The sequence below is a fragment of the Gillisia sp. JM1 genome (assembly GCF_000424645.1).
In the GTDB taxonomy this organism is placed as follows: Bacteria; Bacteroidota; Bacteroidia; order Flavobacteriales; family Flavobacteriaceae; genus Gillisia.
In genome coordinates this window covers 78,521-90,472 of record NZ_KE384218.1, presented here as the reverse complement: position 1 = coordinate 90,472, position 11,952 = coordinate 78,521, and the positions used below count along the sequence as shown (strand labels likewise).

Annotated in this window: 16 protein-coding genes; 4 read left to right on the top strand and 12 right to left on the bottom strand. The window is 31.5% G+C overall.

The window, feature by feature from the left end; translation table 11 throughout:
- Positions 1-9 precede the first annotated feature (9 nt).
- From H033_RS0103710 to H033_RS0103670, 9 genes are all read right to left on the bottom strand, one after another.
- Positions 10-876: a relaxase/mobilization nuclease domain-containing protein gene (locus tag H033_RS0103710; RefSeq protein WP_026837086.1), complete on the bottom strand. Its 867-nt coding sequence runs from the start codon at positions 874-876 to the stop codon at positions 10-12.
- On the bottom strand, positions 873-1,169 hold the full coding sequence (gene mbpA / locus H033_RS0103705) for a mobilization protein MbpA (RefSeq protein ID WP_026837085.1): 297 nt from the start codon (positions 1,167-1,169) through the stop codon (positions 873-875). The genes H033_RS0103710 and mbpA overlap by 4 nt, the downstream gene beginning before the upstream one ends.
- 47 nt (positions 1,170-1,216) lie before the next feature.
- The gene (locus H033_RS19485; protein ID WP_081661802.1) at positions 1,217-2,173 is read right to left on the bottom strand and encodes a toprim domain-containing protein; all 957 of its coding nucleotides are present in this window, start codon (positions 2,171-2,173) and stop codon (positions 1,217-1,219) included.
- A gap of 240 nt (positions 2,174-2,413) precedes the next feature.
- The gene (locus H033_RS0103695) at positions 2,414-3,625 is read right to left on the bottom strand and encodes a primase-helicase family protein (protein ID WP_026837084.1); all 1,212 of its coding nucleotides are present in this window, start codon (positions 3,623-3,625) and stop codon (positions 2,414-2,416) included.
- Positions 3,626-3,642: 17 nt separating this feature from the next.
- Positions 3,643-3,933, bottom strand: a complete 291-nt coding sequence (locus tag H033_RS19480) for a helix-turn-helix transcriptional regulator (RefSeq protein ID WP_051227763.1) — start codon at positions 3,931-3,933, stop codon at positions 3,643-3,645.
- A 124-nt stretch (positions 3,934-4,057) separates the two neighbouring features.
- Positions 4,058-4,732, bottom strand: a complete 675-nt coding sequence (locus H033_RS0103685; RefSeq protein ID WP_026837083.1) for a hypothetical protein — start codon at positions 4,730-4,732, stop codon at positions 4,058-4,060.
- 396 nt (positions 4,733-5,128) lie between these two features.
- On the bottom strand, positions 5,129-5,554 hold the full coding sequence (locus H033_RS0103680; RefSeq protein WP_026837082.1) for a hypothetical protein: 426 nt from the start codon (positions 5,552-5,554) through the stop codon (positions 5,129-5,131).
- A gap of 170 nt (positions 5,555-5,724) precedes the next feature.
- Positions 5,725-5,994, bottom strand: a complete 270-nt coding sequence (locus tag H033_RS0103675) for a hypothetical protein (protein WP_026837081.1) — start codon at positions 5,992-5,994, stop codon at positions 5,725-5,727.
- Positions 5,995-6,055: 61 nt separating this feature from the next.
- On the bottom strand, positions 6,056-6,313 hold the full coding sequence (locus tag H033_RS0103670; RefSeq protein WP_026837080.1) for a hypothetical protein: 258 nt from the start codon (positions 6,311-6,313) through the stop codon (positions 6,056-6,058).
- Between the two features lie 112 nt (positions 6,314-6,425).
- On the opposite strand from H033_RS0103670, the gene H033_RS0103665 reads away from it, so the two are divergent.
- Positions 6,426-6,641, top strand: coding sequence for a helix-turn-helix domain-containing protein (locus H033_RS0103665; protein WP_026837079.1), 216 nt, complete (start codon positions 6,426-6,428; stop codon positions 6,639-6,641).
- Here the strand turns inward: H033_RS0103665 and H033_RS21775 are convergent, their stop codons facing one another.
- The 3 genes from H033_RS21775 to H033_RS19475 form a co-directional block, all read right to left on the bottom strand.
- A complete protein-coding gene (locus H033_RS21775) occupies positions 6,642-7,115 on the bottom strand; it encodes a hypothetical protein (protein ID WP_026837078.1) in 474 nt (157 codons plus the stop codon).
- Between the two features lie 88 nt (positions 7,116-7,203).
- On the bottom strand, positions 7,204-7,653 hold the full coding sequence (locus tag H033_RS0103655) for a RadC family protein (protein ID WP_026837077.1): 450 nt from the start codon (positions 7,651-7,653) through the stop codon (positions 7,204-7,206).
- Between the two features lie 61 nt (positions 7,654-7,714).
- On the bottom strand, positions 7,715-8,113 hold the full coding sequence (locus H033_RS19475; RefSeq protein WP_034886091.1) for a hypothetical protein: 399 nt from the start codon (positions 8,111-8,113) through the stop codon (positions 7,715-7,717).
- A gap of 459 nt (positions 8,114-8,572) precedes the next feature.
- On the opposite strand from H033_RS19475, the gene H033_RS0103645 reads away from it, so the two are divergent.
- Genes H033_RS0103645 through H033_RS0103635 form a run of 3 tightly spaced genes read left to right on the top strand, consistent with a single transcriptional unit; the run spans position 8,573 to position 11,796 of the window.
- Entirely contained in the window at positions 8,573-8,932 is a 360-nt protein-coding gene (locus H033_RS0103645) for a KTSC domain-containing protein (protein WP_196809415.1), read from the top strand.
- Positions 8,933-8,958: 26 nt separating this feature from the next.
- Positions 8,959-11,280, top strand: coding sequence for a toxin-antitoxin system YwqK family antitoxin (locus tag H033_RS0103640; protein ID WP_026837075.1), 2,322 nt, complete (start codon positions 8,959-8,961; stop codon positions 11,278-11,280).
- Between the two features lie 9 nt (positions 11,281-11,289).
- Positions 11,290-11,796 carry a hypothetical protein gene (locus tag H033_RS0103635; protein WP_026837074.1) on the top strand — a complete coding sequence of 169 codons (507 nt, stop codon included), beginning with the start codon at positions 11,290-11,292 and terminating at the stop codon, positions 11,794-11,796.
- Positions 11,797-11,952: the final 156 nt, after the last annotated feature.

Genomic DNA, 11,952 nt, shown 5'->3' with positions numbered 1-11,952 from the left:
TTAATTATTTTAAAATCCTATTCCAGTATCCAAGCTTCTTTTTATTACTTGTTTCACAAAACCTTTGGCTATACTTGCTGCCATATTAGCACTGACTTGAACTGTTTTATCCATCAATTTTAAGCTGCTCGGCAGTTCTTTCATTCTTGTGTATTCTGAATTCCTTGTAATTTCTCCAATGAGTTTGCCTCCAGTCATAGACCTATGAACATCACTTCCTTTTAAATTCATCCCTTTATATTCAAATCGAAAACCCTGCAACTGATTTGATTTATTGATGCAAGGAATCACTTTTACCTGTTGCTCCTTCATTTTATTAATATATTCATCAAGTGATTTAGGCCTGAATTCCAATACCCTGTCATTGATCTGTTTTATTGCTAGTCGCTGCGGTTGTAGTTCCTGTAATTTTTCTTGTTGCACTTCCCGTACCCTGGTTAGGCCTAACTCTTTTGCTACATTGTCTGCGGCTAGCTGACTTCGTTTTCCAATAAAACTGTCATTGTACGCCTTTCCATCAAAACCAATTCGGTTGGTATAGATATGGACGTGAGTATGTTCTTTATCCCTGTGAACAAACCCTATGGACTGGTTGTTTTGTAAATTCATCTCCTTTAAAAACTTTTTAGAAATTTCTTCCAAGTCTTTTACGCTTAAATCTTTTCCATCTTCTATGGTTGGGCTTAGTATAAAACTCAAGGTATTATTTATACACCGCTCATTTTGCGACTGGATGATCTTAAACTCCTCGGTAATTTCCTGCGGAGTATCTCCGGCCAGAAATTCTTTAAGGACTACTTCGGCATCCTTTTCCTGATTCCATCCATAATCTATAGATGCTCCTGTTCTTGCTATGGAATGTCCCTTGCCGATCATTTTTTGAAATTATTTAAATTTGATCTGATTTCTTCCGACAACTGTTTTACTTCTTTAGCTAGTTGAGGATTCCCTTTTTTAAACATATTGCTGATTCGACTAAAGTTGTTTTTGTATTGAACCAGGAGCTGATAACATTCTAACTGCTCTTGTGTAATCCTTTCTACTATATTTTTCTGAAAAGCAGTAGATCGCAGATATTCGGAAAGGGAAATTCCCGCTTTGGCCGCTCTGTTTTTGAGTAGCTTTTTCTCGTAGATCGAGCAGCGTATCTGGATATATTCCCTTTTCATTTTTTCTTTTTAAAATCTTTGCAACCTCCGGGAGCAAAGCAAGATTGTCATGACAATGACACATCTTGCTTTGCTATCCCAAATGAAATCTCCCTTGTGGCTTTTACATTTTTAATTGTGCTTTTATAATTCACTTTATTTTTACTTTTAACTGAAATCAGCTTTTCATTGATGTCTTTATAACCTTTATAAGAATCACTTTTATCAATCATGTTCTTATGATTTTGGATCAGCTCTTCCGAATATTTAATTCCGGCTGTATCATTATCCAAATACAGATCAACTTCCTTATAATTTTTAAACAAATGGGAAACTGATTTTAAAAAAGAGAGTGAGTTTAAAACGATCACATCTGAATTTATAAGTTCATCAGGAGATAATTCTGCGAGGGACAACAAGTCAAACATCCCCTCTAAAATTATCAGACGATCCGAATGGCTGTTCAAATAGGTATAGGCTTTTGGGGAGCTAGAGCTTTTAAAGAATTTATTTCGAAGTTCCCATCCTCCAAGATGGTTTTTAAGTCCCAGAGCAAAGTAGTTTCTTCCCTTAAAGCTGTACTCAATTTCTATACAGTATAGTTGCGCTGTTTTTGACCTAATTTTCCTGGTACCCAAATACTGAATCAAAGCTTGATGTTGAATTGGCTTCACTTCGAGAAGTTGGATTTTTGAAGAGTCTTCCTTTTTTAAAACTGGCTGCTGAAAAGAAAAAAGATTTCCTTCTTTGTTCAGATACTCTAAGGCTTGTTTAACCGAACATCTTTTCATGGCCACAATCAAATCCAGCACGTTTCCGCCCCTTCCTATTCCATGGTCATACCATCTGTTCAAAATCAAAGAAACCTTGAAAGAGGCCTGCGTTTCTGACCGAAGGGGACTCAGAAACCAGGCTTCTTTCTCCGTTGTCCTGTTTGGAAAGTGCCCAAATCTGGCCAGCGTTTTTACGATGGAAAGATTTCGGGCTCTTTCGCAGGTTACGAATGAATATTTTTCTTTTTTCATTAGCCTTTATTTAAACTATTAAATCAACTTGATATCATTCATCATTATTTTTTTGATGAGAAAACGATGAGCAAGAAAACCCTTGATATCACTAGCCTTATTCCTTATCTCTCATCATTCATCAAAAAAAAGAATACATTAGTAGCATTTTCTTCAGTAGTTTGCTGAATTGTTAGAAATGATGAGCGTTTTAAGGCAACATCCGCAAATACTAAGGTTCTCAGTGTCATCAATATCTCATCACGCTTTGTTTTGTACCTCCTCACCAAAATTCTTTGATAAAAAGGATTTGCCTACCGTATAATATCGCCCTATAGAATCTGTCAATCCTAGTCCTCCATCTTGCCAGATTATCATTTTTTTGTAGGTTAGTGAATTGTCTTGATTGGTTAGTTTCCAATCTTTTTTAAGAATTTGCCGTAGTTGTGTAAGATCGGTTTTGACCCGGGTACGGTTTAATACTTGGAGCGCATCTAAAGGACAAAGGTCTATTTCATCCACATCAAAAGTTTCCATCGCACTCAAGATCATGCTAGCAAGTTCTTTTTCCACCCTACTGCGATTATTTTGCATTAGATTTTCCAAAGCATCGGTTTTAATTTCTTCAGTAGAAAACCACATTCTTGTTTTATGCCGAGTAGATAACTGACGATTCTGTAAATAATTTAAAAATGCCGGTATTTCAGTTTCTAGATGATCTAAAAAATGAGTTTCTTCATTTTTAAGTGAAGGAATTTTCAAAACCCAAAAACGAGTTTCGTCGCTGTCGATCTTGATAAAATTATCTTCATTGTTGCTGCAGAGAATAAACTTCCCAAAGAATTCTGCTTCCCGCTTATCCTTTCCTTTTGCCTCAATTTTATTGAAATTGGTTGTGCTCAAATATTTAATTCGTTCGGTAAGTTCTTCTTTATTAAACAGGACTTCATCTATACAAATAAGTAATTTATTGGTCCAATCTGAATTAAACTGACTGCTAAAATCATCATTGATCACATACGTAAAATTGTTTTCGAAAATAGTTTTTAACCATTTTAAGAAAGTCGTTTTGCCAGTGACCCGTTCTTTGGAAACCAAACATAAAATGGGCAGTACTTGAGTAGGCTTGGAATATAATAGTTGTAAGTAATCTAGTCCTAGTTCCAATTGATTTCCAAAAATATGTTTTACCAATCGCAATGAAAAATCGACCTTTCCCTCCTGGGGATAATAAGGCAAAGGACTATAAGTATTGTAAAATCCATAGAGTTCTTGTTTGAAATTCTGATGGCTTGGAATACAGGTGAAGCCATCATATTTGTTAATATTACCTATAAAATCTTTACCATGGTCAGTCCTAAGGGTTTCGATCTTCCAAGGCACTATGATTTTATTGAAATTTCCAGAAATAGTTGGCACATTTACTGATTTATAATAGCAAGTGCCCACGCGGATGTAAGAAGTCTTCTTCATCTGATAGTGTATTTGAGTTATTTTCTGTTTGACAGAAGTTTTTTATTAAACTGCTGTTCAAGAAACTCGTCGGAAAGATCAGGATCGCCAAGAAGCCAGGCATCAATCCTTTCTTTGTCAAAAAACTTCTGCCGGATGTTTGGATTGTTTCCCGTTGGGATAAGCTTTAAGTGAGTAAGCTTATAAATTTTGCTTTTTGAAAGTCCGGTATATAGTACCAGATCTTCAACGTTCATTACTTTTTTTCTGTGGGATAGTAGTCCTTTGATATCCTCTAATAATCCCAATAATTCATTTTGCTCATTCATAACAATTAAGTTAAATTTAGAAATGAGTAAAAGGCCTTTTACATTTTTGTACAGGACAAACTTATGAAAACAAATATCTGTAAATCAATACGATAACTCACGTAAGAAAGAAATTATGCTATAATTATTGTTTACCAAGCATGCGTTTGACTAATTCTCGCTGATTTTTAGAATTTATTTTTTCCTGATCATTTTTCCAAGAGGAAAAACTTGACTTTAAGGTGTTTCCTTTTAGCGATTCACCGTTCATTAGAAAAGAATTAATGAGCAATTGGAAGAAGAGTTTTTTTCGATCTCCACTAAACTCTTGAATACCTCCTGCCAGTACTTCATCAAACAATACAAAAAGAATTCTATGATTGGCAGACTCCCCGCTTTTATTACCAATTGTGAAATTGATCGGAGTTTGGACATTTCTCCCTTGCAGCAGTTTATTAAATTCTTTTTGTGAATCTTCATCAAGATCGAGAAGATCGTACCGAATTTTAGAATTCTTAATCGGTGCTATGTTAAAAGGGTGTCTATCTTTTTGAAGATGTTTATCTGACTCATGGCGTATGGCAAGCCACAATAAAATGATAGCCAAAAGCAGAACCATTACCATAAAGGCCAAAGCGTTTTCTATTAAAACAGTGAATCCGAAGACTGCAGAAATCAATAAAATATAAAGGATGAAAAGTGCCATCAAAAAATAAAAAATATGGCTCGGATTGCCTTGCAATTTATCTTCCAGGAAATAGTTGATGCTGGATCGTATCCTAGCCAAGACCTTTCCGGCATTTAGAATGAATTTTTCCATGGCAGTATTTACTTGAATCTAATAAATATAACCAAAAGAAAAACAAAGAAAAAGTAAGAAAGTGTTGTACCTATGTTGTACCTATAGTAAAAAAGAAAGCCACTCAATTTCTTGAATGGCTTGTCTTCATTGAGCTCCTCCTCTTGGGCTCGAACCAAGGACCCTCTGATTAACAGTCAGAAATTGAATTCTTATAGATACCTTTTGTTACCTATATATTATTAATAATCAGCAAATTAAATATTAGTTCAAAAACTAATAGTAATGGATAACTGGATTTAACTGAAAATATGTTGCACTAAAAAGACACTATAATACCTACTAGCATTATTTGCATTTTCTTCATTTTCAGAAACTAATGTAGTAAAGTTCAAAATTGATTTAACCTATCATTGTTCAATCTGGATATTTTATACTTTCTCTTAATTCGATTACTTCATCATAGATAGCATCAAAATCATCTCTGTATTCAAGGATAGTATTATCATAGATTATTTTGCTAACGCTAGAATTAGATAAACCAGATTTGTGAGCAATTTCAGGAATTAAAATATTTAAGTTCAATTCCGAATTCATTTTTCTCTCATACTCTTCTATATTAAAACTTTTACTAGTTATAACCTGATACTGACTATTATGTATCTCTTTCATATATTCTAAAAGTACAATTTGAACTTTACTATTTTCTATATTGTTCATGAAGCTTAATAAAGATGTTCTATTGTCTAAATCCCTTTGATAGCTTTCTTGTCTTATTATTTGAAGTTCCTCTACAGAGTATTTAGGCTTTTCTTTATTCTGACAGCTAATTAGGCTAATCATTATTAGTATACATATAATCTTGAATTTCATATCATATAATTTTTTGTTAGAATAAGAAAATTATCACCTATTATAATGCAACAGGTCAAAGAATAAGTTTCCTAATGATTAGAACTGTGAATAAAATTTAAAGCTTTTCTCCATTTTTGAGGTTAATTGCATTAGTTAAACTAACCGATTTTTGAGTTTTTAATTTTGTTAATTACACTTTTTATTCTGTTATCATCTATAAATAGAAACAAAAAAATTCCGATACATAAAATAATAATTAAAAATAATAATGTATGAGCGTAATTAGCTGTAAAGAGAATAAAATCCACAAATTTATATATGGGATCATTATTAGAATTTGGATAGTAAGATGTAGCTGTAAAAATTGAAAATATTATAAATAATAAAGCAGTTAATATTACAAAAAATGCAATCTTTTTATCTTTCATATCTAAAATGTTGATTTTGTTATCATAAATAATAACTAGTTATTATAATAAAGTAAAATGATTAATCACGAGTTAAGATATATGGTATGTAAAGAATTAGAATGGTAACTACTGTCCAAGAGTAAAGATTATTCACTCCAAATAATTTTACCATCCAATAAAGTTGGGAAATAACTGGTAAAAACATAGATACAATAAATGCTATAAAACTAACCTCATAAGCTATAATTAGAGTCCAAATATAAAGACCAATGGCTAATATTGGATAAATTGAAAACAGTAGTGATAATAGATCGTAGGCTGTCGAGTTTTCTTTCATAGATTAGAAGATTGAACACACAAATAATAAAATTAAAATTATAGTTATCATATATGATAACCGCTTAAACCAAATATATAACAATTTTTGAGTTGTCATTTAAGACAACTAAATGAGAGATGAAATCTTACAAAAAAAAGTAGGTTCCCGTATTAGGGAAATCAGACTTAATAAGAATATCTCTCAACAAGATTTAGCTGCAAAATGCAACTTTGAAAAATCAAATTTATCTAGGATGGAAGCAGGTAGGGTTAATTCCACACTTGCAACGTTAAATGTTGTTGCTAATGCATTAGAAATAAATATAGTGGAACTTTTTAAATTTTAGCTATTTATAAGGAACTCTATATGTATATAGTTGTTCAGGGTCTCTATATTCATAAAACTTTGAAACCATATTAGAATCTATAAAACTTGACTCACACATTATTAAAATATCAAGAAATAAGTCTGGATAAGTTTTTTCCATAGACATATTGTTATTTAACCTTTCTGCATTTACGATGCAATATCTTTCTTCACAAAAGTCCGCTTTCCTAAAGCACTTGCACATTGGAAGTTCAATTTTTTCTGGGAATAGAATACCCAAAGTTAAAGCATTAAATACAGCTTTATTAGAATCCAGATTTTCCCAGACCCATTTACTTTCAAAAGTTTTGATTACATGAAAGTCCCACTTGATACAATTGTTACAAGATAAATAGTAGAAGTTTATATTATTTCGGTGCTCAAAAATCTGAGCTGGAGTAAATGAATATACTTCACTTAAAATATTATTAACTACTTCAAACGAATATTTCATATTACAAATAAAGCTATTTATATTATTGTTTAAAAATGTACACTTCCTATTTTATTACTAAAAACATGAAATGTACATTCTCCTATATCTATGCATTTAATATACCTTCATCTGCGAAGCTAAAAAAACCACTGCTTGTTAATATTATATGATCCAGTATTTTAATGTCTAAAAACTTTCCAGCACTAATTAATTTTTGCGTTAATGCTTTATCACATTCACTTGGGTTTAGATTACCACTTGGATGGTTATGTGCCAATATAATAGAAGATGCATTGCATTTTAAACTTACACTAAAAACCAATTTAGGATCTACAAGAGTTCCAGAGACTCCACCTTTACTTAATGGATAAATACCTAATACTCTATTTGCCCTATTAAGAAGCAAAATTTTAAACTCCTCCTGTAATTCTATTGTCCCTTTATTCCAATTTGACAATAGTAATTTATAGGAAGTTTGACTATTATGAATTGAGGTCTTTTCATTATTCTTATTAGAGTAGGAAATCTTTATTTCAGATATACAATTGTCTTTCATCTTTAAATGTTTTAATTAAAAAGGCCAGCTGATTTTAACAGCTGGCCCAAAATTCTATTTACTACTCAACACCATTACGGGAAAATTCAAATTTTTCATCTTCTTTAATGAAATCCTTTAGAGTACTATTGCTTAATTCACTTGTAGGTACTTTAGGTTCCTCATCTTCAGGTGAATATTCATATCTATGAGATAGTTCAATAATTTCCCCTGTTTCCTGAATTGTATATTCATACGGATCAGTATCAACCTTTGTGATTAAACCTGGCATTTCAGTTCCAATCAAACCTTTGCAGGTAGCTTCATCAAATGTTGAGGGAATAGATGCTCTTTTAGCTGTCGCATAAAACCTTTGGGTATTTTGTGATTTAATCATCTCTATCCCACCTTGTAGTATAAGCACATAGAAAATCTCACCCTCCTGTGCTTCTCTTTCTTTATAATTAATAATTCTTACCATGATTCTAAAATTTTTGAGTTGAAAAAACCATCTCTTAACTTAATCTGCATCAGTTGAATTCAGCTATCACCTTGAATTAATTACTTGACATGAATTTTGAGTTGCTAGGAAATGGTATGGGGGGGTTCCCCATCCGCTAATTAATGAGGGTCTTGACTGTGAGGGTAATTTATGTTTTTATAAGGGTGACAAAATTTTTAAAAAAAATTAAAATATTATAGAGAACCAATATTCATCATTGCTTAAAAAAATCAGATAAAATTTTGTTTTAGTAAGATGGAAGCCTGTATATACTATCTTGCAGAAATTGGAGAATAATATTCACCTATATTATATAGAGCAGAAGCATTTTCTTTAAAAAAAATTGAGTTTCTTAAAAATTGTTAACTTTAATTTTTGAAACACATGTTCAAAACCCTCCCTATAGGCCTTCAGAACATAAAATTACGTAAGGTCGCAATGAAAAAAATTACCATCTCTGTTTTTTTATGCTTAATATTCACTTTTTGTGATGGACAAAATTGTAAAAACTTACCTGAAAGATTCGAAAATTTCAATTCTGCCAAATTACAGATCCATCAAACGGAATTTTTTTTAGAAGATGATTTTGATACTTCAAGAAGCTCCTGGATTCAAAATGCCAAGTATTATTCTTGCGATAAGCAAGAAGGATTTCTTATAATTTCAACTAGTTCAAGCTACTATATACATAGTAATGTTCCAATAGAAGTATGGGAGAAATTCAAGCATTCTTCTTCATTAGGCAGGTTTTACAACTCGAGCTTAAAGAATAAATATCAATTACAACTTAACAACTAATAAACTACTTCAATATTTAGTATCCCATGAAAATAAAATTTCCAATTGCGATCTTTCTTTTAATTACTTCCTTGAATGTCAACAGTCAAAACTTAAGTTTGAGCGACCTACATAATATAACATCAGTTAAAAATTGGGAGAATGCAAATCAGTATTTATTAAATAAAGGATGGGAATATTATGAATCCTCTAAAGGAGATTCAAACCGTTACAATACTATCACTTGGTCTTTCAATAGGTCCTATGAGGATAAAGCTTCTGGGTGGTTTTATGTTTATACATTTGATAGGGAACCCAACAAAATAACCTACACCACTTTTAATAAATCTTCCTACTCAGCTATTCAAAAGGCACTTAAAAATTATAACTATAAACTCTTAGATAGTAAAATAAAAAATAATGAAATCACATCTGAATATAGTAATCAAAACTATATCCTAAAAATTAATACCGATAAGCGTGAGGGCAGCTCCAGACTTGACGAATCCATTACAGGCTACAGATTTGAATTAATTAAAAAGTACGGAACATTTGATTCAAATAACGGAGAAAAAATAGAGTACGATGATTACGGAAATATTTCAATGATATATAATTTAAAAGATGGTGTTTTTCATGGAGATTTAAAGGTTTATCACCCCAACGGAAAGTTAAAAAAAACAGGGTCTCATTATTTAGGTGATACGAATGGTGACTTTGTAGAATATGATGAGGAAGGAAATACAATAGCAGAGTACACAATTCTAAAAGGAATGAGAAACGGTCCAGCCACTGTTTATGCCAATGGTCGAAAATCTTATACCACCCATTACATAAAAGATGAAGTTTCTGGAGAGCACATCAATTATATATATACGGATGAAGGTAAATTATTCTTTAAAGAATATGGACAATATTTAGATGGTAAGAAAATTGGATTGTGGAAAACTATATCCTTAGCCGAGGACGAAAAGGTACTATTCAAAACTACTTTCAAAAACGGTATTAAAGAAGGTGTTTTTCAATTACCCCATGGTGATAGTTTAACTATTGGTAATTATAAAAACGATAAACTACATGGAAGTTATAAAGTTTATTTAGATGTTAAAAGAATTCTTATGGGTGGATTGATTAGTACTGATACCACTAAACTTCAAATCCTTACAGAGGGGAATTATGATTATGGTAACAAAACAGGTAAATGGAATTACTATGATTTCACTAAGACTTTGAGAGAAGAAGGATTTTATGCAAAAGATCTTAAACAGGGTCAATGGAAATATTACTATACTAAGTATATGACGGATGACAAAACTGAGCCATATTCAGGAAAACTTTATTTGATTGAAAACTATAAGTATGGTAAGCTAGACGGTAAAAGTCAGCGTTTATCCTATCTAAATAAGGTTGAAACACCTTGCCCTGAAGAGGCTGAAAGATCAAAGGATTGTTGGAAGTTTTCTTTTGTAAAGGTGGATGAGATGTCCAATTACGAAGGCGGAGAATTACATGGAGAATATTCATATAAGGATACAAATTCCAGTTTTACTTTGCAAGGAAGTTATGAATATGGCGAAGAGGAGGGTGAATGGATCAAAAAAACTTTATATAATGAAGACTCAGACCCAACTTACGTTACTGAAGTTGGACATTATACAAATGCAAAGAAAAATGGTAAATGGAAAGAATATATTGGAGATTATTTGTGGAGGGAAATTAGTTACAAACTAGGTGTTCTTGATGGAGATTATACTGTTTTTTCAAAAAGTATACCTACTGAAAAAAGGATCTATAATATTGGAAAATTAAAACAGTTCACTGTTCTTGATAGCACTGGAATAAATTTTATTGATAGGCTAGATTATATTCACACTACAAATAAAGGCTCTTTATGGAATCGGACAAATCCAATAGGTGATTTGACCATGACTCAAGAATACACAGTAAATGCTGATGAAGCGATTCACGAATTCTCATTTGAATTTATATTGAGAAATCAATCGAATTCAGATTCAAATGATTACAACACATATCGTGATGGTAAATTTCAACTACTCGAGAATAATATTCCGCAAATTGTAGGATATTTTATTAATGAATTAAAAGCAGGTGAATGGACCTATTACTATTACGATCAGGGTGTTAAAATTCAATCCGATTTTATAGATGATGAAAAACAAAATGAAAAATATCTGACTTTGCAGAATGAACTTTTTGATGGTACTTTTATTTACACCAACTCAGAAGAAAATATCAGAGAAGAACGGAGGGTTAGAGATGGGTTGAGAGATGGTACAACAAAATATATCGATTTGTTAACAGACAAAACTATAGAAAAAGAAAAATACAAAGAAGGTGTAATTAAATAAAATCTAAACATGAACTATCTATCTAAACTTTTGGTTTTCGCTATATTTTTTACAATTGCTATTATTCCAGGTGTAGCACAGAGCCTAGATCAACCTGTTACTTATGGTGGAATTCATTTTAAAATTCCTGCGGACTGGTTTTACAACACAAAAAGTTTCCCAAACGGTAACAAGACTATTAATAGTGGAAAAAGTGGGGAGCCAAATAGCTTTACTGTCAATAAAGTGAATGCTGATCTCAGCATTCAACAAGGTATAGATCTAATTAACGACCAGTTATCACAAATTGAATTCTTTAAAAATGCAGTTTTTTCAAAACCAGTAGTAAATACTTTCAATGAATATAACTCAAAAGTGTCTAATTTCTCCATATCCTACAATGGAACAAATTTTAAAGGAAAATTAATTTCCTTTAAGATAAATAATAAACTATATATAGTAATGCTTATGGGAACTGAAGATTATTATAATGGAAAATTAGTCCAGAACATTATGTCTACTGTAGAAATTATATAAATTTCAAATTCTAAAGGAGTTGATTTTAGTTATTTTGCTCTGGATAAATCAAAGTACATCAAAGCTTTTTAGAACAAAAATTTCATGTAGATTTGGATTTATGTTGTCTGCTTCAGCTGCATAAAATTGAATTCCATTCTATAGACAATTTTAAAA